The sequence below is a fragment of the Haemophilus sp. THUN1692 genome, assembly GCF_059704395.1.
Genome location: NZ_AP046579.1, coordinates 672361 through 694261, shown reverse-complemented (window position 1 = coordinate 694261; position 21901 = coordinate 672361). Strand labels below are relative to the sequence as shown.

The window sequence follows — 21901 nt, the reverse complement described above, 5'->3', positions numbered from 1 at the left end:
ACCTTGTTTTTTTGTACAGCTAAATTTTACTGTATGTTTCATACAGGGTGTCAATAGGTTAAATAAAAAATTTTTTTATAAGTATGTTTTTAGAAAATATCTAACAAATTTAGAAAAAAGTTCACTTATTGGATAAAAAATAACAAAAAATATTTTCTTTCAATAAGAATTTACGCTATCTTTAATTCCCTTGTAGGTGGATTGGTAACAATCTGAAGTTAAATTTATTAAAAAGAAAGATAAAAGTATGAACACATCTCGTTTATTTCGTCTGTTATTCCAGGGCAATTTAGTAAAAAGAATTGCAACTGGTTTAGTTCTAGGGATCATTATTGCGTTTGTTGGAGCTGCACTTGAAGGTGCTTTAGGTTTTAATATTGCGGAAAAAGTAGGCGTTTTAGGTACCATCTTTGTTAAAGCATTGCGTGCTGTTGCACCAATTTTGATTTTCTTCCTTGTTATAGCTGCACTTGCAAACCGTAAAATTGGTACGAAAAGCAATATGAAAGAAATCATTGTGCTTTACCTTTTAGGCACATTCTTGGCTGCATTTGTTGCTGTTATTGCTGGTTTCGTATTCCCAACGGAAGTGGTTCTTGCAACCAAAGAAGATGCAAGCTCAGCACCGCAAGCTGTTGGTCAAGTTTTATTTACCCTTATATTAAACGTGGTAGATAATCCATTAAATGCGATTTTCAAAGCAAACTTTATTGGTGTATTAGCATGGTCTATCGGTTTAGGTTTAGCCTTACGTCATGCATCTGATGCAACTAAGAACGTATTATCTGATTTTGCAGAAGGCGTATCAAAAATTGTTCACGTCATTATTTCTTTTGCGCCATTTGGTGTATTCGGTTTAGTGGCTGAAACCTTATCTGATAAAGGATTAATCGCATTAGGCGGTTATGTGCAATTACTTGCAGTATTAATCGGTACAATGTTATTCACTGCTTTTGTTATTAACCCAGCATTAGTTTATTGGAAAATTCGTCGTAATCCGTACCCATTGGTATGGACTTGTGTACGCGAAAGTGGTGTAACTGCATTCTTCACTCGTAGTTCTGCGGCAAATATCCCCGTGAACATCGAATTAGCAAAACGTTTAAACCTTGATGAAGAAACTTATTCTGTTTCTATTCCATTGGGTGCGAACATCAATATGGCGGGTGCTGCAATCACGATCACAATTTTAACGTTAGCTGCAGTACACACATTAGGTGTGGAAGTATCTTTTGTTAGTGCGATTTTATTAAGTATCGTGGCTTCTCTTTGTGCTTGCGGTGCATCTGGTGTGGCAGGTGGTTCATTATTATTAATTCCATTAGCATGTAGCTTATTTGGTATTTCTGATGATGTAGCAGCACAAATGATCGGTGTTGGTTTCATTATTGGTATTTTACAAGACTCAACTGAAACAGCATTAAACTCATCAACTGACGTATTATTTACTGCGGCAGTATGTATGGAAGAAGAACGTAAAAACGCAGCATAATTATGATGCAAATAAAAGAGCGGGCTATGCCCGCTTTTTTTATATGATTTTATATGCAAAGTGAGGTCTATTTTGATAGACTTCTGCTACGTTTTATTTCCCTACTAATAGATAAGAAAAATGAACCACTTAATTATTTTTGCTCATCCTAATTCAGCGCGTAGTTTTGGACGAGCGATTGCCAATCGTATTGAGGAAATCAGTCAAGAGAAGGGTGTAAATGTATTTTTTCGTGATCTTTATGAAATGAATTTCAATCCAATTTTATCTCATGAAGAATTGCAGAATACTAGCAACGGTATTATTCCAGAAGATATTCAGCAAGAGCATGATTTTATTCTTCAAGCGGATTTAATTACGTTGGTTTATCCCCTTTGGTGGATGGGCTTTCCATCAATTTTGAAAGGTTATTTAGATCGCGTATTAAGCCATGGCTTTGCCTATAAAACGGAAAATGGCGAATCAGTGGGTTTGCTCAAAAATAAGCAAATGCAGCAATTTATTACGATTGGCAGTAATGTTGATAAATATAAAGAATTTGGTGTGGATAAATCTCTCAATCATTGTTTAATTAATGGATTATTTAATTACTGTGGCATTGAAAATGTTGAGTTTGAATTATTCGGTGATATTCATTTAATTGATGATGAGGCGCGTAAAGCAATGATTGAACTTACTGCTCAAAAAACAAGAGAAAAATTGACCGCACTTTTAAAGGAAAAAGCGTAATGTCTGAAAAACAAATTAATAATTTCTCATTAATTAGTCGATTATTCGGTAATCTTTTTTATCGTTCTCCTAACGATGAAGTGCTAGCAGGCGCGTTTGCTTGGCTACAACAAAAAGGTTTGAGTCAAGTTTGGGCGCTAGATACTGATAAAGAAAGTGAATTAGCGCTGAATAGCCTACAAGCTAAAATTGATCTCGATTTATTGAACCAAGAGTATCAAAAATTGTTTGGTACAAATGGAAAAGTAGTAACCGCTATTTCAGCTTACGAGATTGATGTTGAAGAATTTGTTAATTTTCGCCTTGTACGCAACATGCCAGAGGTGGAAAGTGCGGATCATTTTGCTTTATTATTGCTCACAACCTCTTGGCTTGAAGATAATTCAGATTCTTTAGTGGCTCAACAAGAATTCTTTGAAACCTTTTTATTGCCTTGTGCAGCGAAGTTTTTAACTGAAGTAGAAACTCAAGCAACTTTGCCTTTTTATCGTGCATTAGCCCTTCTTACACGAGAAATATTGGCGGCGATGGCGGATGAATTGGAAGAAGAGTAGAGCAGTATTTTGCTTTCCTCTAAGTATTGAGGAAAGCAAGCAATATTTTATAGATAGGTTACAAAATCTTTTGTATCGATAACACGGCATTCACGTTCGGCTTTTTCCATGCCTGTGCCAATCATGACTAAAGCAATCACACGATCTTGTTCACGACATCCGAAAGCTTCACGTAATGCAGTGCCATTAACCCATTTCCCTGAAATCCAAACATTATCAAATCCTTGTGCTTGTGCAGCCAGTTGTAATCCATAAGTTGCACAGCCTGCACTCAACATTTGTTCCCATCCAGGTACTTTAGCGATAGTTGGATCGATTTTTGCTATGACACCAATGACCATTGGTGCTCGATGTGCTAAATTTTCAGCTTTCTTTAATTTTTCTTCACCCAAATCAAATTCCACAACGGCTGCTTTAAGTAGCGTTTCCAATTTATTTAATCCATCATTTTCCATTACAACAAAATGATAAGGATGTAATTTTCCATGATCTGGTGCGTGCATTGCTGCTTGGAGAATAAGTTCAAGCTGTTCAGCATTAGGTGCAGGTGCGGTCAATTTTTTGTTTGATTTTCTTGTTGTTAAAAGAGTTAACGCATCCATTTTATTATCCCCTATAAGTAAAGTGCGGTGGATTATAGCATAGTTTTTGACAATGCTTTGTGATACGCTAGCGCAAATTTTTTAAAGGTAATTTGTATGTTTCGAGTATTAAAATTATGTTGGAAAGCGCTGTGTTTCATTCGTGATCTTGTGATGAATGTTGTGTTTTTAGGTTTTGTACTATTGCTAGTGGCGATTATTGGCTTTTCAAGCGGTGGAAAAAAATCTACAACATTAACAGGGGAAGGCGCATTATTAGTTAATTTAGATGGCTATCTAGCGGACAACCGTGATGAAACACTTCGTTGGCAAGATGCATTAAGCGAATTGAATGGCGAGCACGTTCCTCAAAAAATTTCGACGTTTGATGTGGTATTTGCCATTAAACAAGCGGAAGATGATCCTAAAATTAAAGGATTAGTGCTCGATCTTAATTATTTTGAAGGGGCAGATTTGCCCGCATTAGATTTTATTGGTGGTGCTATTCGTCATTTTAAAGATACAGGAAAACCAGTGATCGCCTATGCGGATAATTATTCCCAAGGACAATATTATTTAGCGAGTTTTGCGGATGAAATTTATTTAAATTCAATTGGAAGCGTGGATATTCATGGTTTATCACAAGAGAATTTGTATTTTAAAGAAATGCTCGACAAATTAGCCGTTACACCACATATTTTCCGCGTAGGGACTTATAAATCAGCGGTTGAGCCATTTTTACTCAACGATATGTCGGCTGAGGCAAAAGCAAATATGCAGCGTTGGTTAGGTGAAATGTGGAACAACTATGTTTTATCAGTCAGCGAAAATCGCAAGATCAAGAAAGATAATGTTTTCCCGAATGCGAAACAATATTTATCGGATCTTAAAGCGTTAAAAGGCAATAGTACCGCTTATGCCCAACAACGTGGATTAGTAACCGATGTTGTAACTCGTTTGGATTTAGATAAAAAACTTACCGCACTTTTTGGGAAAGGGAGTGACGGAAAAGCAAATCTCATTGAACTTGATGATTATTTGACTCAACTGCCTGATCGTTTAGAACATTACAATGTGCCAAATAAAATTGCAGTCGTGAATGTTGAGGGAACGATCATAGATGGTGAAAGTGATGAAGAAAATGCTGGTGGTGATACCATTGCACGAATTCTCCGTAAAGCTCACGATGATAACTCCGTAAAAGCTGTTGTTTTACGAGTCAACTCACCGGGCGGTAGTGCTTTTGCTTCTGAAATTATTCGTCAAGAAACAGAAAACTTACAGAAAATCGGAAAGCCTGTGATTGTTTCTATGGGGGCAATGGCAGCATCTGGTGGTTATTGGATCTCATCCACTGCGGATTATATTATTGCCGATGCAAACACCATTACGGGCTCTATCGGTATTTTCGCGATGTTCCCGACTTTTGAAAATAGCATTAAGAAAATCGGGGTGAATGCAGATGGTGTTTCAACCACTGAATTAGCTAATACATCCGCGTTTTCTCCGTTAGCAAAACCAGTGCAAGATATTTATCAAACAGAAATTGAGTATGGTTATGACCGATTTTTAGAAATTGTCAGCAAAGGCCGTCAAATTTCAAAAACACAAGTAGATAAACTTGCTCAAGGTCAGGTTTGGTTAGGCAGTGATGCATTCCAAAATGGTTTGGTGGATGAGATTGGTTCTTTTAATGAAGCGGTCAATAAAGCAGAGCAATTAGTGAATCAACGTCAAGATACTGCAGTACAAGATTTTAGCGTGGAATGGTTCACTGATGATAACGTTAGTTTAATTAGCACCTTATTGCGCGATACTAAAAAAGGGGCACAAGATCAGTTGGTTAAATGGCTTGGTGTACCAGCTCCAATTCAAAAATTACAAAAAGAATTGAATGTATTAACTAAATTTAATGATCCTAAAGGTCAGTATTTGTATTGTTTGAATTGTGGGAAGGTTAAGTAATAATTGAAAAAGGGCAGAATTAAATCTGCCCTTTCGCTTATAAAATATACGCCTCTTGAATATGATGTGGTTTTTGGTCTTCTTCTGGAGGAAGTTTCATATACTCTCCATAATATTGCGTTAAGTGTTCGTGATATCCATTCATTACTTGAAATTGTCGCCCCTCAAATTCTTTATAAATAACGTGATTAAAATATTCCTTCGGCATATAAGATTTTTGCCAACCACCGTAGTCAGATAATACAAGACCAATATAATCGCATTGTTTTATCGGATATTTTATTTGAAATTGTGCTAAATTTTTTTGCATTTTGGAAAATAAAAAGTGGCTTAATTTGTCAAGTATCGTTCTTTGCAAAGTATTTTCTTTTGATCTTAACCATCTTTTCTTGCAAGAAGAAAATCGAAGTTTAATTCTTCGGTGCTTTTTCATTAGTGGGTAAATGATCTTTGGTTCATTCGGTACACCATCGTAGATAAATATATCCATAAACATTGGGCTTTTTCTTCCCTTAGCATCTGTTATTTGAGTGCGACAATCGAAAATTTTTGCCATTTCACCTGTATATTGAGCAAGAATATCCTCCGCAGTTTCCATATTGTAGTATTCGTGAGTTTCTTGAAACCAAACATCAACAAACCTTTGATATTCATCACGGTGCATATAAACATCAATATCATCATCCCAAGGGATAAAGCCTTTGTGGCGTATTGCGCCGATTAATGTTCCACCACCAAGAGAATAGCTAATTTTATATCGTTCACACAGTGTGTGGAAATAATCTAAGATGTCTAGACAAACTAGCTGTTGCTCTCTAAGTGTCAATTTTTTCATTATTTTTCCTTGTTTGGTGTAAGTTTTTGTAAAATATGCTGATAATCATCAAGGTTATCCATCTCAAATATATCATCGCAGTTAAGTTGCTCTGTATGAACATTTAATTTCTCTATATATTCCATCGGAATAGTATCCCAATAAAGTTTTGGATTTTTTAACCGCACTTCACTTGTGTATTCTTTGAGCAAAGTTAGAATGATATTGCAATCCCGAGTTGTCCAATAAGATACCCCTGACAAGCTAGGTTGGTTTAATGATCCAATCTCAATACGCATTACTTGTCCATTATTATTTAAAATCGGTAGCCACTCATTATGAGTTTTAGAACGGATAACCGTGAAATATTTGCTGTGTGATGGCTTAGTTAGAAAAATATTACGATTAAGTACAACATCCGCATCAATAACATAACAATCATTAAAGAAGTCTTGAGCTAGTGAGAAGGAATAAATACTATTATATTCCCTATATTTTTCATTATGAATTAGAGTGCAATTATATTTTTCTTGTAGATAATTGAATTGTTCGTGTAAATATCCTGTAACAATGACAATATTATCGATATTGGCTTGACGTAGAAAAGCGAGTATTCGTTCTAAATTAGGTATTCCATGAATATCTAATAGTGCTTTATGGGTAGTTTGTGTGATTTCTTTAAAGCGGCTGCCTAGGCCTGCAGCTAAAATGATTGCATTCATTTTTGTTCCCCTTTGTAATAAAGTGTAACGATCACTCCTGCACTTAATAATAAGGTGAGTAGTAAGGTAATGGGCTTAATTGGCTGTTTATAGAGCAGATAACCAAGTCCAATTGCCCATACAGAATATGTGATATTTAATGCCATTGCTTTGATTGGTTTTAACAGATAAATCGCTTGGTAATAGCAGCAGTAAGATAATGCACCAAAGATTATTACACCAGCAATTTGTACATAATTAAAACTAAGTATATCTAGTGAGAAATCTTTCAAGGAAAGAATAAATAGAATCAATAAATAACCAATAGTTGAACCACATAGTCTTAAAAAATACACTTGAAGTCCAGAGAGAGAACGCATTGTATAGGAGGATATCACTATTTCAGATGACCACCCCAATATACAAATTATTAAAAAAATAAAACCGATAGTATTAAAGGTTATTTCTTGTTCTACTTCAATAGCAAGCAACGAAGAAGAAATAATAGCCAAGGCGAATCCGAATTGGGCTGTTTTGCTAATTTTTTCTTTTAGAATCCAATAAGACATCAGTGCGGCTAAAACTGGGAATAGAGAAGAAAGTGGCGCAGCATAATATATCGTTAAATAATGAATGCTTAATAAATATGCAGACATCCCCAATGGTCCGCCTAATACTCCCGATAATACGGGGGACCAAAAAATCTTTTGAAAATTAACCGCTCTTTTTCGCCACAATGTTATGCCTATTGCAAACAATGAAAAAAAATCAATTAAGAAGAGTAATGAAATTACTTTTCCTAATGCAGTGAATCCACTTAGTGGTAATTCGTTATATAATAGCCCAGATAATGCCCAAAATATAGCGGATAGTATGCCAAATAGATAACCATGCATCATGGCAATTCCTCTAAAAGTTTAAATGCCGCGTCTAATCGTTTTAATGCATAATCGCCAAAATCCTCACCATGTTCTTCTTTTACTTTTGTCCATAAAAACCATAGCACATTTTGGCAGAAACGATGAATTTTCAATCGGTTATGAGCTGTTTGAAGTTCTGTTGAATTGTATTTATTTGTATGATTGCAATAGACTTCTAATAGAAAATCAGCAGCTTCTATTGATAAATTACCTTCCTCAATAATCGTCGCTATATCAAATAACGGATCATTTAAGCCTGAATATTCCCAGTCGATAAAAAATAACCTGTCGTCTTGCAATAGCATATTTTCAGGGACTAAATCATTATGACATGGACGTAAAATTAAGCCCTTATTGATATTTTCAAACTGCCAGAATACGGTTGAAAGTTTATTCATTCTAGGATCTGCTTGAAAAAAAGCGGATTTGTTTTCTAACAATGAAAAATACTGGCGAAACTCATCAAATACACTAAACACATTGCGGAAAATAAATTCACTGTTGTGTAAACGATATAAATTATTCGCAACTTGAGACAAACAACTTTGTTCGTTTAATTGCGTTTGACTTAAAGGCTTGCTATTTTCTAAATAACGAGTCAGTTTTACCCCACTTTTTGCATCCAATACGGGAGTTTCTACATTTAAACCAGCACGATATGCCTGTGCATTATTGAATGCCTCATATTCACGATTAATAAGTGATAAATTAACGGCATTAGGGATTCGCAATACAAACTTCATCCCTGAAATATCAAGTACAACATTTTGATTGGTCATTCCCCCAATATAAGAAAAAGGAATGGAATGTTGATTAAGAAAATCAAACAGTTTTTCTGGTTTATAGCAAGTTTTAACAAATTCTATAATTTTATTGATTGATTGATTGATTGATTGATTGATTGATTGCATGGCATTTTTGTATTCATTCTTATATTTACGTTTTATTTAATTTTAACACTTCAAAGCTCTTTTTGTAAGATATTGAATCTTATCAATTTATTCAACTTTCGAACCTTTCAACCACTTTCTCACCCAAGCTCGGTTAGCTGAAAGATTATGTAATATAGCTTCGCTTATAGGCAATGGCTCTCCATAAATGATTGAAGCTAAGGTTTCACCTAAGAGTGGGGCGGAGGTAAGCCCACGAGAACCTAAGGCAGCCGTTAAGAAAAGATTCTGAAAATTGGCCGCACTTTGAATAGGTTGTTTACGGCGGCAGAGGTTGAATAAATTATAATAATCCACTTGTTGCTGTTCAAAATTAGGTACGTTTCCAACCATCGGGGCAAGATCTCTTATAGAGCAGCGGATGCCTACACGAGCGAGATTGCCTGATGTATCCACATCTTGCGTCCAAGATTGGGCGATATTTTGTTGGAGTTTTTGTTGATTTTCTTGTTGTTCTTGTTCGCTAAAATGGCGATTAACGTTATCACGAACATGGCTTGCGCCGATGCAATGTGAGGTTTTTAATTGATCGGCTGGGGTGAGATAACCATCATAACAAAGCACAGATTTCAGTTTGAGTAAGTTTTCTGATGTTGGAGTTTGGCTAACTTGTCCGCGGATAGGGTAGAGTGGTAGCTTTTCTGTTTGAATAAAATCAGTAATTTTATATCCGTTCGCAAGAATGATGACTTCATGGCAGTATTTTTGGCCTTGCGTATTTTCTAGTTCCCAATTTTTTTCTTGTTGATAAAGTGCGGTAATTTTTTGTGAGGTTTTAATAATTACACCTTGCTTTTCAAGAAATGAAAAGGCATTTTGAACAAATTGTCTTGGTGCAAGCCAAGCTCCTTGTTCAATCCAACCGCCTTCGCAATTAAGCGGTAATCCCACTTTTTCACTAAGTTGTTCAGCATTCAGCATTTGGAAGATTTCGTTTGGCAAACCAAGCTGAGAAATCTTTGTTAATTTAATCGCACTTTTTTCGTTGTAAGCACATAGCGCCACGCCACAAAATTCGTGTTCAAACGCTATGTTTTGTGCGATTGCCCAATCAAGTAATTGGCGACCGTAACTGAAAGCGCGCAGGTAAAAATCAACGGTGAGCGCATTATCATCGCTAAGTTGCGGATAAAATGCGCCTTGTTGATTGCCTGAGGCATTGAGTGCGAGCGCGTCATCCTCACAATAAATGGTAACCTTTGCCCCTCGTTTTACTAAGGAAATGGCAGCACAAAGAGAAGCAATACCACCGCCGATAATAGCGACATCTTGTTTTTCCATTTTCGCAGGCTGAGCAAGATACCAAGGTGTCGAAAGTGCGGTCGATTTTGATTGTATTTTTATCCCACTTAAACATTCTCGCTTTTTGCCGAAGCCTTTACGTTTTGTCACATTAAAGCCACCGGATTCAAGTCCTTTTCTGACCGCACTTGCTGCGGTGAAGGTGGCAAAAGAACCATTGGGTTTCGTGAAACGAAACATCAAGTTATAGAGCTCATCATTCCACATTTCAGGATTTTTGCTTGGAGCAAAACCATCTAAAAACCAAGCATCAATACATTCATTCATATAATCGCCAAGTTGTGGCAAGTTTTCTGATACATCACCCAGCCATAAATCTAACGTGGTCTCTTCAAAATGAATACGATGACAACCTAGAATCAATGAAGGCCAATAACGTTGCAAATGAGCGCTTAAATCCTCAAACTGCGGATAGGCAAGATGAGCTTGCGAAAGTGCGGTGATTTTTAGCGGATATTTTTCAAAGGAAATAAAATTTAGGCGTTTTAAAGGATGATTCTCGTGTTGCTGGCGAAATTCACGGAACAATTTGGTTGCAGCAAAGAAATTTAATCCTGTACCAAATCCTGTTTCGGCGATGACAAAATTAGCCTCGTTGTGGCTTATCCAACGTTCCCAAAGTTGATTACCCTGTAGAAAAACATAATTTGTTTCTGCCAACCCATTTTCGTTAGAAAAATAGACATCATCGAATTGATCTGAGATGGGAATATGGTTTTGATTGAAGTGAATCTCAGCATGTTGGACGCTAAAGGTCATTTTTTATTCCTTCCTTGCCTAATGAAATTTGCGTATAATAACGCGATTTTCTAAACTGGTCGAACAAATGAATTATTGCTTGAAATATTTTTATTTCGTAGTAATTTTGAGCCGTTATTTTTACATATAAAACAATAAGGAAGAAGCAATGAGAAGAGCTGTAATTACAGGCTTTGGGATTATTTCAAGTATCGGTAACAACAAAGAAGAAGTATTGGCTTCATTAAAATCAGGGAAATCAGGTATTGAAGTTGTGCCTGAGTTTGTAGAAATGAATATGCGTAGCCATGTTGCCGGAACAATCAAATTAAACCCAAGCGAGCACATTGATCGTAAAGTGTTCCGTTTTATGGGTGATGCAGCGGCTTATGCTTATCTTTCTATGCGTGAAGCGATTGAGGATGCTGGCTTAACAGAAGATCAAGTTTCTAATGATCGTACTGGTTTAGTGATTGGTGCAGGTACAGGTTCTGCACATAATCAATTAGTGGCTTGTGATGCGGCTCGTGGTCCTCGCGGTGTAAAAGCGATAGGTCCTTATGCTGTAACGAAAACCATGGCATCAAGTGTTTCAGCTTGTTTGGCAACACCTTATAAAATTCGTGGTGTGAACTATTCAATCAGTTCTGCTTGTGCAACCTCTGCACATTGTATTGGTCATGCGGTTGAATTAATTCAATTAGGCAAACAAGATGTGGTTTTCGCTGGTGGTGCGGAAGAGATTTCTTGGGAATGTGCTACTGAGTTTGATGCAATGGGTGCGGTTTCAACTAAATACAATGAAACCCCGGAAAAAGCATCTCGTGCTTATGATGCAAACCGTGACGGTTTCGTTATCGCAGGTGGTGGCGCAGTGGTTGTTGTAGAAGAGTTAGAACACGCCCTTGCACGTGGTGCAAAAATCTACGCTGAAATCGTGGGCTACGGTGCAACCTCTGATGGTTACGACATGGTAGCACCGAGCGGTGAAGGTGCGGAACGTTGTATGAAACAAGCGATGGCAACTGTAGATTCACCAATAGACTACATAAACGTACATGGAACCTCAACTCCCGTGGGTGATGTAAAAGAATTAGGCGCAATCAAAAATGTATTTGGTGACAAAATTCCAGCGATTTCTTCAACTAAATCAATGACTGGTCACTCTTTAGGTGCGGCGGGTGCACACGAAGTAATTTACACGTTATTGATGCTTGATAATGATTTTATTGCACCAAGTATTAATATCGAAACCTTAGATGAAGTCGCTGAAGGCTGTAACATCGTTACTGAGACGAAAGAAAATGCAGGATTACAAACTGTCATGTCAAACAGCTTTGGTTTTGGTGGTACAAATGCGACATTAGTTTTTAAACGTTATAACGGTTAAAACGATTCTATGAAAAAAGCCACTTTCGATTGAAAGTGGCTTTTTTGTGTAATTTAAAAAGAAAAATTAAGCAAGGATACTAAATTGTTCTTTCATTAATGCTTCAAAATCAGTGCAACCACCAATTGGTTTTTCATCAATAAAGATTTGTGGTACGGTTTCTACTGGTTTACCAACAGATTTTGATAAATCTTCTTTAGTAATGCCTTCTGCGTGAATATCCACATAACGATAGTCAAAATCAGCAACTTCGCCTTTTAATTTTTCAGCAAGGTTTTTTGCACGCACACAGTAAGGGCAGCCAGGACGACCAAAAATAACAACGAACATAAGATTTCCTTTTTTGAGTTAAAAATTCTAGGCAATTCTACCTGATTTTTATCGTCTACATAAAGTGTTTTTATTCGTGTAATATAAGGAACATCGTAGACAATGAGTTAAATATTATGAAATTACTAATGCTTTGCCGCGAACCTCGTCTTTACAGTTGCCGACGCTTAAAAGAAGCTGCGAAACACCAAGGGCATCAGATGGATATTTTAGATCCGAATCGTTGCCTATTAAAACTCTCACAAAATCCACCGCACTTTCAGATTTTTTATCAAGAAAATTCAGAGTCGAAACCTTATTTATTGCCCGATTATGATGCCATTTTGCCTCGATTTGGCACAACGAGTACGCAAATGGGATGTGCAGTCTTACAGCATTTTGAAGGAAAAGGGACTTTTTGTTTAAATTCATCTCAGGCATTTTTAAATGCACGTGATAAGTGGAAAAGTTTACAACTTTTGCTGAAGGCTGGTGTTCCAGTTCCTAATTCACTTTTAAGTGGAGGTGAAGTGCAAGCTCAGGCGACGATACCTCATATCAGTTCGCCGACAATTTTAAAAACGCTAAATGGTTCACAAGGAATAGGGGTGATTTTGGCTGAAAAACTACAAAGTACGGTGAGCATTATGGAAGCTTTTAAACAAACCAATATATCTATGTTGCAGCAAGATTTTATTGAAGAAGCGGGCAATGCGGATATTCGTTGTTTTGTGATTGGTGATCAAGTTGTAGCAACGATACAGAGAATTGGACAAGATGGTGAGTTTAGAGCGAATTGTCATCGTGGAGGAAAAACCGAAAAAATTACCCTAAGCGATGAAGAAAAGCAGCTAGCCATTCAAGCAACAAAAGCCATCGGTCTAGATATAGCTGGCGTGGATTTAATTCGTTCGAAAAATGGATTATTGGTTTTAGAGGTAAATGCAAGTCCAGGCTTGGAAATGATTGAAAAAACAAGCGGGGTTGATATTGCATTACAGATGATAAATTATGTTGAAAAGCAGATTTATTTGAATAAGAAAAGTAAATAAAATTTGATATTTGTAAAGCCTTACTATTCATACCAATTTTTATACACCTCTTCTAATGACCTAGCTATCAAAAGTGCGGTCATTTTTCTTTGAGTTTTTTAAGCGTATTAAAAAACTAGCTAAAACCTGTTTTATATCAAAAAATCCACAGAATTTATAAGCCTATGTTCTTTATTTAGGCGTATTATATTACTCGGAATGAGTAATTCATTCTGGTTATCTAAAATAAGGACATTACTATGGCAATTAAAAAAGTGATTACTGTCTGTCCGTATTGCGCTTCAGGTTGTAAGATCAATCTATTGGTTGAGAACAACAAAATTGTGGGTGCTGAAGGTGCAAACGGTAAAACAAACGAACGGGAGCTTTGCCTGAAAGGATATTATGGCTGGGATTTCGTGCATGACACAAAAATCCTCACTCCTCGCCTAACTCAACCGATGATTCGCTACAAACGTGGCGAGCCGTTCACGCCAGTGAGCTGGGAAGAGGCTATTTCCTATTCTGCAAAACGTTTACAAGAAATTAGAGAAAAATATGGCAACGAGTCAATTATGGTAACGGGTTCTTCTCGTGGACCAGGTAACGAAGTGAATTTCGTTATGCAAAAATTTGCTCGTGCGGTATTAGGCAATAACAACATTGACTGTTGTGCACGTGTCTGACATGGCCCATCTGTAGCAGGTCTGCTCAAATCAGTGGGTAATGGCGCGATGTCCAACTCAATCGTTGAGATTGAAGACACTAAATGCGTATTTATCTTTGGCTATAATGCCTCAACATCTCACCCTATTGTAGCGCGTCGTATTAACCACGCAAAAGCAAAAGGGGCGAAAATTATTGTTTGTGACCCTCGTAAAATTGAAACCGCTCGTATTGCTGACATTTATGCGCCACTTGCCAATGGTAGTAACGTCGCATTTTTGAATGCAATGATGAACGTGATTCTTGAAGAAGGATTACAAGATCAAAAATTCATTGATGAACATACCGAAAATTTCGATGCGTTCTATGAAACTGTAAAAGCTTATACACCCGAATCAACTCAACACATCACTGGCATTGAGCCTGAAATGTTGAGAGAAATTGCCCGCACTTATGCGAAAGCAGAAACAGCGACAATTCTTTGGGGTATGGGGGTATGTCAGTTCCGTCAAGGTGTGGAAACTGTACGTGCGTTGGCAAGTTTAGCAATGTTGACGGGTAATCTTGGTAAACCAAATGTTGGTGTAAACCCTGTGCGTGGTCAAAACAACGTACAAGGCGCATGTGACATGGGGGCTTTATATAATACTTTACCTGGTTATCAAAGCTATGCGGATCCAGAAATCAACGCTAAATTTGCGAAAGCATGGGGCGTACCGTCTATTCCAACTAAACCGGGCGTACCATTGAGTGAAGTGCCACATGCTGTGGCAGAAGGTAAACTCAAAGCATTCTATATTATGGGTGAAGATACTTTACAAACTGAACCTGATTTGAATGCCATGAAACAAACCTTTAAAGATCTTGAGTTTATTATTGTTCAAGATATCTTTATGACTCAAACGGCAGCGGAAGCGGATGTGATTTTACCAGCAACATCTTGTGCTGAACACGAGGGTGTTTATAGTGCGGCTGACCGTGGTTTCCAACGTTTCTATAAAGCGGTGGATCCTGTGGGTGATGTGAAAGACGACTGGGAAATCATTAGTCTTATGGCACAAGCTTTGGGTTATCCAATGCATTACAACAACACCAAAGAAATTTGGGATGAGTTGCGTGAGCTTTGCCCAATTTATAAAGGTGCAACTTACGAAAAAATGGAAGGCTTGGGTTATATTCAATGGCCATGTACAGATGAAGGCCCTGAAGATCAAGGCACTACATACTTATATGAAGGTCAAATCTTCGACCGTCCAAATGGTAAAGCTGAATTCTTTGCTTGCGACTGGGAACCACCAATGGAAGAAGTTTCTGAAGAATATCCATTAGTGCTTTCTACCGTGCGTGAAGTTGGTCACTATTCTTGCCGTTCAATGACGGGTAACTGCCGTGCACTTGCTGCGTTGGCAGACGAACCAGGATTTGTTCAAATGAACGACCAAGATGCGAAAGCTTTAGGCATTAAGAATAATGAGCTTGTTTGGATTTCTTCATCTCGTGGTAAAGTAATCTCTCGTGCTGATGTAAGTTCTCGTACTAACAAAGGTGCGTGTTATATGACTTACCAATGGTGGATCGGAAAATGTAACGAACTCACAGCTGAACATTTAAATCCAGGATCTCGTACTCCGGAATATAAATACAGCGCGGTGCGTATCGAAAAAATTGAAGATCAACGTTGGGCTGAGCACTATGTTGTAACTGAATATACTAAGCTCAAATCTCGTTTAAAAGAAACCGCACTTGTGGCTTAATTATAATATTTATCATGATTAGGACAGGCTTTATGCCTGTCTTTTTTTATGCTTAATGAAATATGATATGGGTAAGAATATTGGAAATGCTAAAAAAGAACGGTTTATTCAAAAGCAATTTCTTTAATACGTAATTCATCACCGCTTTGTCGTTGCAAGTGTATGCTGCCACAATTTGGACAAGAATCATGATGAGCTTGTATCTCAACTAATTTTTGACATTGCCAACACCAGGCTTGTGCTGCAATAGGAATGAGATGAAGTTTACAGCCTTCAGCAGCTGTACCTTGAAAGGTTATGTCAAAACAAAATTCTAATGCGTCTGGTTCTACACAAGAGAGTGCGCCAATTTCTAGCCAAAGATCTGTCACTTTTTTTATATCGTGACTTTTACATTGCTGTTCCACTATTTCTAGAATATTTTGACAAAGAGATAATTCGTGCATAGTTTTTCCTTTTATTTTTCTTCCTTAAAATAAATGCCTTTATCAATTTAAGATAAAGGCATTTTTTAAAACATTGTCAATTTTAACCGCACTTTACGCTAGCATATTTACAACTGCAAATGAGATTTTCAATAATGCTGCGTTGATTAGGTCGATAAAGAACGCACCTACCATTGGAACGATTAAAAATGCTTTGTGTGATGGCCCAAAACGGCTGGTGACAGCTTGCATATTTGCGACTGCAGTTGGAGTTGCCCCCAAACCGAAACCACAGTGACCTGCGCTTAATACGACAGCATCATAATCTTTCCCCATTGCACGATAGGTGATGAAGATTGCAAAGGCAGCCATAAATGCAACTTGAATAGCAAGAACGACTAATACATCAACAGCTAAACCTGCAAGTTCCCAAAGTTTTAACGACATTAAAGCGATAGCTAAGAAAATAGATAAACCTACGCTACCTAATACATCAATAGCTGATTCAGCTACTTGGAAGCGGAAAATGTTCGTTAGAATATTGCGGATAATAACACCGGTAAATAAACACCATACGAAAGTTGGTAATTGAAGTGCTGTACCTTTTGTTTGCGCATCTAAATATTGACCGATAAGCAAACAAATAGACATCATTGCAATAGTTTCAATTAAAGAACGTGAAGTAATTTTACGTTTGTAAGTTGGATGTTCAAAGGCTTCTTGGATATCATCAACTTCATCATTTTCAGGGTTTTCACCTTGTTTTTGACGATTTAATAAGAAACGTGCAACAGGGCCACCGATGATACCACCAAAGACTAAACCAAAGGTTGCACAAGCCATCGCTATTTCAGTTGCACCTTGTAGATTAAATTGATGAACGAATGTATCAGCCCAAGCTGCACCCGTACCGTGACCGCCAGTTAATGTTACCGAACTAGCCAATAATCCATATGCGGGATGAATACCTAATGCTAATGAACCAGCGATACCAATAATATTTTGACAAATAATCAGTAAACCAGCGACAAATAAAAATACGATAAGTGGTTTTCCGCCTTTAATTAAACGGGAAAAGTTTGCGCTTAAACCAATGGAAGTGAAGAACACTAACATCATGGTAGTTTGTAAATTTTTATCAAAGTTAAAGGATGTTCCATCGACTTTATGCCAAATTAAAAGACCAATGGCAACGATAAAGCCTCCAACAACTGGCTCTGGAATGTTAAATGCTTTTAATACATTAATTCGTTTAACTAGAAAAAAGCCCAAAAGCAAGACTAAACTTGCTAATGCAAGGGTTTCATACGTGCTAAAAGTATGGCTCATAAATTGGATCTCCCTATGTTGTGTTTAAATTATGTGTTGTGTTGCGGTTCGATTACTACTATTTCAACATTGGTATGTAATCCACGTGGTAATGTCGAACCTTTTCTGCCTCGTTCAGCACGGAACTTCTGCAGATCTTCCGGTTTTAATACAATTTTTCGTTTTCCGGAATGAAATTCAAGACTTGTTTGATCTGAAATGAGCAATAATCTCACTAACAATTCACTGCGTTCTTTTGCATTTGCTGCAGGAATTGTAACAATTTTATTGCCTTTGCCTTTTGATAATGCCGGTAAATCTTTTGCCGAGAAAATCAACATTCTGCCAGCAGATGTCATAGCGACAACAAGTGCGGTGGCACTCGCCAGCGTCTTAGGCTCCATCACTTTGGCATTTTCTGGTAAAGAAATCAAGGCTTTTCCTGCTTTATTGCGTGCAATTAAATCTTCAAATTTACAAATAAAACCATAACCCGCATCAGAAGCCATCAATAATTCTTGCTGTTCGCTGGCCATTACGACATATTCAATGGTCGCACCAGCTGGTAAATTTAGTTTACCTGTGAGTGGTTCACCTTGCGAACGTGCGGAAGGTAATGAAAGCGGATCGAGTGCATAACTCCGCCCCGTACTATCAATAAAGACAACGGCTTGATTGCTTTTTCCATAAGCGTGAGCTCGATAGCTATCGCTAGCTTTGTAGCTCAATGATTTAGGATCAATATCGTGTCCTTTGGCACAACGTACCCAGCCCATTTCTGATAAGATGACAGTGACAGGCTCTGCGGGTGTCATTTCACTTTCAGAGATCATTTTTGCCTCTTCACGTTCGACAAGTTGAGACATCCGTGGGCTTGCATATTTTTTTGCATCTTCTTGAATTTCTTTTTTGATAAGCGTATTCAAACGACGTTCTGATCCTAAAATTGCCTCTAAATTTAACCGCTCTTTTTCAAGTTCATCTTGTTCAGCTTTGAGTTGGTTTTCTTCTAATTTCGCTAAATGACGTAAGCGTAAATTTAAAATGGCATCAGCTTGTTCATCGCTTAAATTAAAGCGTGCCATAAGCTCTACTTTTGGCTCATCTTCATGACGTATAATTTCGATAACCTCATCAATATTTAAGAAGGCTATCATCAAACCTTCTAAAATATGTAAGCGAGAGAGTACTTTATCTAAGCGATATTGAAGGCGACGAGTTACGGTTGTGCGACGGAAGGTAAGCCATTCATTTAAGATTTCTAATAAGCCTTTTACCGCAGGTTTATGATCAAGTCCGATCATATTCATATTTACACGGTAGCTTTTTTCAAGATCTGTTGTAGCAAATAAATGTGCCATTAACGCATCAGTATCGACGCGATTTGAGCGAGGAACTAGCACAATTCGAATTGGATTTTCGTGATCGGCTTCATCACGAATATCTTCTAGCATTGGCAGTTTTTTTGCCGTCATTTGATCGGCTATTTGTGCAATGACTTTTGAGGGAGAAGATTGATGTGGAAGCGCAGAAATAATGATTTCGCCATCTTCTTTTTTCCAAGTCGCACGCATTTTTATTGAGCCACGACCTTGTTCATAAATTTTACAAATTTCTGATTTGGGCGAAATAATTTCCGCTTCTGTTGGAAAATCTGGACCTTGAACAATTTCAAGTACATCATCTAATCCCGCTTTGGGATTATCTAGCAACATTACTGCAGCATCAGCAATTTCGTTAATATTGTGTGGTGGAATATCTGTCGCCATACCCACTGCAATACCTGTTGTGCCATTCAATAAAATATGAGGTAAACGAGCAGGTAAATATTGTGGTTCGGCCAAGGTTCCATCAAAGTTTGGCTGATAATCTACTGTTCCTTGTTCGAGTTCACTCAACAAGATTTCAGAGATTTTAGAAAGGCGTGATTCCGTATAACGCATGGCAGCAAAAGATTTTGGATCATCTGGTGCCCCCCAGTTACCTTGACCATCTACGAGCGGATAACGATAAGAGAAGGGTTGTGCCATTAATACCATTGCTTCATAACAAGCGCTGTCACCATGTGGATGGAATTTACCGAGTACATCACCGACGGTACGGGCAGATTTTTTGTATTTTTCCGTGGCATTCAAGCCAAGTTTAGACATCGCATATACAATACGGCGTTGAACAGGTTTTAAACCGTCACCGATAAAAGGCAACGCACGATCCATGATGACATACATGGAATAGTTGAGATAAGCCCTTTCGGTGAAGGTGCGTAGAGGCATTTTCTCAATGCCTTCATAATTGATATTTGTCATTTTGGTTTCTGTTAATTGAATATATTCTTAATTTATTAAAATTTGGATTTGCTGAGATTAATTTAGTCTAAACAGATAAATCAACCTGATCGCCTTTCGCTTGTAACCAATTTTTACGGTCTTCGGAACGTTTTTTCGCTAATAACATATCCATGAATTCTAATGTATTCGCGCCTTGGTTTTCCTCTAAATCATAAGTTAATTGAACAAGGCGACGAGTGTTAGGATCCATTGTTGTTTCACGCAATTGCGATGGGTTCATTTCACCTAAACCTTTAAAACGTTGAACATTAGGTTTGCCTTTTTTATTTTTCAACCGATCTAAAATCGCCTCTTTTTCACTTTCATCTAATGCGTAGAAGACTTCTTTATTTAAGTCAATGCGATAAAGTGGAGGCATTGCTACATAAACGTGACCGTCTTGTACCAATTTCGGAAAATGACGTAAGAACAGGGCGCAGAGTAGGGTGGCAATATGCAGACCATCGGAATCAGCATCCGCGAGAATACATACTTTGCCATAGCGAAGTTGTGATAAATCATTGCTGTCAGGATCGATCCCTAGAGCAACGGCAATATCGTGAATTTCCGTTGAACCTAATACTTGATCAGGTGAAACTTCCCATGTATTTAAGATTTTTCCACGTAACGGCAAAATCGCTTGATACTCGCGATCACGCGCTTGTTTTGCTGAGCCGCCCGCAGAGTCGCCCTCCACTAAAAATAATTCCGTTTTTTCTAAATCCTGTGAGCCACAATCTGCTAATTTCCCTGGTAATGCAGGGCCACTAACGAGTTTTTTACGTACGACTTTTTTGGCTGCTCGTAATCGGCGTTGTGCGGAACTAATGGCAATTTCTGCTAATTTTTTAGCGTCTTGTACGTTTTGGTTGAGCCATAGACTGAATGCATCTTTTAAAACACCGCTGACAAAGACTGCACTTTGGCGTGATGATAAGCGTTCTTTAGTTTGCCCCGCGAATTGCGCATCCTGCATTTTAAGGGAAAGAATGTAAGAACAACGATCCCAAATATCATCAGCGGTAAGTTTTACGCCGCGTGGTAATAGATTTCTAAATTCGCAAAATTCACGAATGGCATCTAACAAACCTTGGCGTAGGCCATTAACATGCGTTCCGCCTTGAATAGTCGGAATTAAGTTTACGTAGCTTTCGCCAATCAGTTCACCGCCTTCTGGTAACCAAAGTAATGCCCAGCTAACCGCTTCATTTGTTCCTTTAAATTCACCAACGAATGGTTTTTCCGGAAGCGTTTCAAAGCCGTTAACTGCTTCGATAAGGTAATCGGAAAGACCATCTTCATATAACCAAATGTCTTGAGTATTGTTTACTTTATCAATGAATTTGATTTCAAGCCCTGAGCAGAGTACCGCTTTCGCTCTTAATAAATGGCGTAGGCGGCTAACGGAAAATTTTGCGCTGTCAAAATATTTTGGATTCGGTTTGAAGTGAACGCTTGTTCCCGTTGTGCGTCTGCCACAAGTCCCAATAACTTCCAATTCTTCTACTTTACTGCCGTTTTCAAAGGCAATTTTATACACTTCACCATTGCGTTTGACTTGAATATTCACACGTTCAGAAAGTGCATTTACCACAGAAATCCCCACACCGTGTAAACCACCAGCAAATTCATAATTTTTATTGGAGAATTTACCGCCCGCATGTAGTTTAGTCAGGATTACTTCTACGCCAGAAACACCTTCCGTAGGATGAATATCCACAGGCATACCGCGACCATTGTCTGTGACTTCAATGGATTGATCTGGGTGTAAAATTACTTCAATTTTTGTGGCGAAACCCGCAAGGGCTTCATCCACGCTGTTATCAATAACTTCTTGTGCGAGGTGATTCGGACGAGTGGTGTCTGTATACATACCGGGGCGAATTTGCACCGGCTCGAGATCTTTAAGAACGGTAATTTCTTGAGCTGAATAATTGGTTGTCAT

18 protein-coding genes are annotated in these 21901 nt (G+C 37.8%); 7 read left to right on the top strand and 11 right to left on the bottom strand.

Annotation, left to right across the window (positions count from 1 at the left end):
- The first annotated feature begins 247 nt into the window (after window positions 1–247).
- From sstT to AC6H0A_RS03255, 3 genes are all read left to right on the top strand, one after another.
- The gene (sstT, locus tag AC6H0A_RS03265; RefSeq protein WP_005641994.1) at window positions 248–1492 is read left to right on the top strand and encodes a serine/threonine transporter SstT; all 1245 of its coding nucleotides are present in this window, start codon (window positions 248–250) and stop codon (window positions 1490–1492) included.
- A gap of 120 nt (window positions 1493–1612) precedes the next feature.
- A complete protein-coding gene (locus AC6H0A_RS03260) occupies window positions 1613–2221 on the top strand; it encodes an NAD(P)H-dependent oxidoreductase (protein WP_005641995.1) in 609 nt (202 codons plus the stop codon).
- Window positions 2221–2775 carry a TorD/DmsD family molecular chaperone gene (locus tag AC6H0A_RS03255; protein WP_179230977.1) on the top strand — a complete coding sequence of 185 codons (555 nt, stop codon included), beginning with the start codon at window positions 2221–2223 and terminating at the stop codon, window positions 2773–2775. The genes AC6H0A_RS03260 and AC6H0A_RS03255 overlap by 1 nt, the downstream gene beginning before the upstream one ends.
- A 47-nt stretch (window positions 2776–2822) precedes the next feature.
- Here AC6H0A_RS03255 and AC6H0A_RS03250 read toward each other — a convergent pair whose 3' ends face one another.
- The gene (locus AC6H0A_RS03250; RefSeq protein ID WP_005641997.1) at window positions 2823–3377 is read right to left on the bottom strand and encodes an NAD(P)H nitroreductase; all 555 of its coding nucleotides are present in this window, start codon (window positions 3375–3377) and stop codon (window positions 2823–2825) included.
- 96 nt (window positions 3378–3473) lie between these two features.
- Here AC6H0A_RS03250 and sppA point away from each other — a divergent pair, with 96 nt between their 5' ends.
- Window positions 3474–5321, top strand: a complete 1848-nt coding sequence (sppA, locus tag AC6H0A_RS03245; protein ID WP_005641998.1) for a signal peptide peptidase SppA — start codon at window positions 3474–3476, stop codon at window positions 5319–5321.
- Between the two features lie 37 nt (window positions 5322–5358).
- On the opposite strand, the gene licD is transcribed toward sppA, so the two are convergent.
- From licD to mnmC, 5 genes are all read right to left on the bottom strand, one after another.
- On the bottom strand, window positions 5359–6156 hold the full coding sequence (gene licD, locus AC6H0A_RS03240; RefSeq protein ID WP_005641999.1) for a lipopolysaccharide cholinephosphotransferase LicD: 798 nt from the start codon (window positions 6154–6156) through the stop codon (window positions 5359–5361).
- The gene (locus tag AC6H0A_RS03235; protein WP_005642000.1) at window positions 6156–6857 is read right to left on the bottom strand and encodes an NTP transferase domain-containing protein; all 702 of its coding nucleotides are present in this window, start codon (window positions 6855–6857) and stop codon (window positions 6156–6158) included. The genes licD and AC6H0A_RS03235 overlap by 1 nt, the downstream gene beginning before the upstream one ends.
- Window positions 6854–7732, bottom strand: a complete 879-nt coding sequence (locus tag AC6H0A_RS03230) for a DMT family transporter (protein ID WP_044233009.1) — start codon at window positions 7730–7732, stop codon at window positions 6854–6856. The genes AC6H0A_RS03235 and AC6H0A_RS03230 overlap by 4 nt, the downstream gene beginning before the upstream one ends.
- The gene (locus AC6H0A_RS03225; protein ID WP_144064300.1) at window positions 7732–8667 is read right to left on the bottom strand and encodes a phosphotransferase family protein; all 936 of its coding nucleotides are present in this window, start codon (window positions 8665–8667) and stop codon (window positions 7732–7734) included. Before AC6H0A_RS03225 ends, AC6H0A_RS03230 begins: the two co-directional genes overlap by 1 nt.
- 87 nt (window positions 8668–8754) lie before the next feature.
- Complete coding sequence (mnmC, locus tag AC6H0A_RS03220) at window positions 8755–10767, bottom strand: bifunctional tRNA (5-methylaminomethyl-2-thiouridine)(34)-methyltransferase MnmC2/FAD-dependent 5-carboxymethylaminomethyl-2-thiouridine(34) oxidoreductase MnmC1 (RefSeq protein WP_005642003.1); 2013 nt, start codon at window positions 10765–10767, stop codon at window positions 8755–8757.
- 148 nt (window positions 10768–10915) lie between these two features.
- Between mnmC and fabB the strand changes: the two genes are divergently transcribed.
- Window positions 10916–12136 carry a beta-ketoacyl-ACP synthase I gene (fabB, locus tag AC6H0A_RS03215; RefSeq protein ID WP_005642004.1) on the top strand — a complete coding sequence of 407 codons (1221 nt, stop codon included), beginning with the start codon at window positions 10916–10918 and terminating at the stop codon, window positions 12134–12136.
- A gap of 66 nt (window positions 12137–12202) precedes the next feature.
- Here fabB and AC6H0A_RS03210 read toward each other — a convergent pair whose 3' ends face one another.
- Window positions 12203–12466 (bottom strand): GrxA family glutaredoxin, encoded by a 264-nt coding sequence (locus AC6H0A_RS03210; protein WP_005642005.1) that lies wholly within the window; start codon window positions 12464–12466, stop codon window positions 12203–12205.
- A gap of 116 nt (window positions 12467–12582) precedes the next feature.
- Between AC6H0A_RS03210 and AC6H0A_RS03205 the strand changes: the two genes are divergently transcribed.
- The gene (locus tag AC6H0A_RS03205; RefSeq protein WP_005642006.1) at window positions 12583–13497 is read left to right on the top strand and encodes a RimK family alpha-L-glutamate ligase; all 915 of its coding nucleotides are present in this window, start codon (window positions 12583–12585) and stop codon (window positions 13495–13497) included.
- 239 nt (window positions 13498–13736) lie between these two features.
- Window positions 13737–15896 (top strand): formate dehydrogenase subunit alpha, encoded by a 2160-nt coding sequence (gene fdhF, locus AC6H0A_RS03200; protein ID WP_239993563.1) that lies wholly within the window; start codon window positions 13737–13739, stop codon window positions 15894–15896.
- Between the two features lie 104 nt (window positions 15897–16000).
- On the opposite strand, the gene hypA is transcribed toward fdhF, so the two are convergent.
- The 4 genes from hypA to parE all read right to left on the bottom strand — a co-directional run bounded on the left by hypA (window position 16001) and on the right by parE (window position 21901).
- A complete protein-coding gene (gene hypA / locus AC6H0A_RS03195) occupies window positions 16001–16342 on the bottom strand; it encodes a hydrogenase maturation nickel metallochaperone HypA (protein WP_005642008.1) in 342 nt (113 codons plus the stop codon).
- Window positions 16343–16435: 93 nt separating this feature from the next.
- Complete coding sequence (gene gltS, locus AC6H0A_RS03190; RefSeq protein WP_005642009.1) at window positions 16436–17650, bottom strand: sodium/glutamate symporter; 1215 nt, start codon at window positions 17648–17650, stop codon at window positions 16436–16438.
- Window positions 17651–17679: 29 nt separating this feature from the next.
- Window positions 17680–19935, bottom strand: a complete 2256-nt coding sequence (gene parC, locus AC6H0A_RS03185) for a DNA topoisomerase IV subunit A (protein ID WP_005642010.1) — start codon at window positions 19933–19935, stop codon at window positions 17680–17682.
- A 67-nt stretch (window positions 19936–20002) separates the two neighbouring features.
- Window positions 20003–21901 carry a DNA topoisomerase IV subunit B gene (parE, locus tag AC6H0A_RS03180; RefSeq protein WP_005642011.1) on the bottom strand — a complete coding sequence of 633 codons (1899 nt, stop codon included), beginning with the start codon at window positions 21899–21901 and terminating at the stop codon, window positions 20003–20005.

Excerpts from the sequence above, each read along its gene's own strand:
- AC6H0A_RS03205 (WP_005642006.1), top strand. The coding sequence starts at position 12,583 with ATGAAATTACTAATGCTTTGCCGCGAACCTCGTCTTTACAGTTGCCGA.
- licD (WP_005641999.1), bottom strand. The coding sequence starts at position 6,156 with ATGAAAAAATTGACACTTAGAGAGCAACAGCTAGTTTGTCTAGACATC.
- fabB (WP_005642004.1), top strand. The coding sequence starts at position 10,916 with ATGAGAAGAGCTGTAATTACAGGCTTTGGGATTATTTCAAGTATCGGT.
- parC (WP_005642010.1), bottom strand. The coding sequence starts at position 19,935 with ATGACAAATATCAATTATGAAGGCATTGAGAAAATGCCTCTACGCACC.
- AC6H0A_RS03235 (WP_005642000.1), bottom strand. The coding sequence starts at position 6,857 with ATGAATGCAATCATTTTAGCTGCAGGCCTAGGCAGCCGCTTTAAAGAA.
- AC6H0A_RS03225 (WP_144064300.1), bottom strand. The coding sequence starts at position 8,667 with ATGCAATCAATCAATCAATCAATCAATCAATCAATCAATAAAATTATA.
- AC6H0A_RS03210 (WP_005642005.1), bottom strand. The coding sequence starts at position 12,466 with ATGTTCGTTGTTATTTTTGGTCGTCCTGGCTGCCCTTACTGTGTGCGT.
- sppA (WP_005641998.1), top strand. The coding sequence starts at position 3,474 with ATGTTTCGAGTATTAAAATTATGTTGGAAAGCGCTGTGTTTCATTCGT.
- hypA (WP_005642008.1), bottom strand. The coding sequence starts at position 16,342 with ATGCACGAATTATCTCTTTGTCAAAATATTCTAGAAATAGTGGAACAG.
- AC6H0A_RS03260 (WP_005641995.1), top strand. The coding sequence starts at position 1,613 with ATGAACCACTTAATTATTTTTGCTCATCCTAATTCAGCGCGTAGTTTT.
- gltS (WP_005642009.1), bottom strand. The coding sequence starts at position 17,650 with ATGAGCCATACTTTTAGCACGTATGAAACCCTTGCATTAGCAAGTTTA.
- parE (WP_005642011.1), bottom strand. The coding sequence starts at position 21,901 with ATGACAACCAATTATTCAGCTCAAGAAATTACCGTTCTTAAAGATCTC.
- AC6H0A_RS03250 (WP_005641997.1), bottom strand. The coding sequence starts at position 3,377 with ATGGATGCGTTAACTCTTTTAACAACAAGAAAATCAAACAAAAAATTG.
- AC6H0A_RS03230 (WP_044233009.1), bottom strand. The coding sequence starts at position 7,732 with ATGCATGGTTATCTATTTGGCATACTATCCGCTATATTTTGGGCATTA.
- mnmC (WP_005642003.1), bottom strand. The coding sequence starts at position 10,767 with ATGACCTTTAGCGTCCAACATGCTGAGATTCACTTCAATCAAAACCAT.
- AC6H0A_RS03255 (WP_179230977.1), top strand. The coding sequence starts at position 2,221 with ATGTCTGAAAAACAAATTAATAATTTCTCATTAATTAGTCGATTATTC.
- sstT (WP_005641994.1), top strand. The coding sequence starts at position 248 with ATGAACACATCTCGTTTATTTCGTCTGTTATTCCAGGGCAATTTAGTA.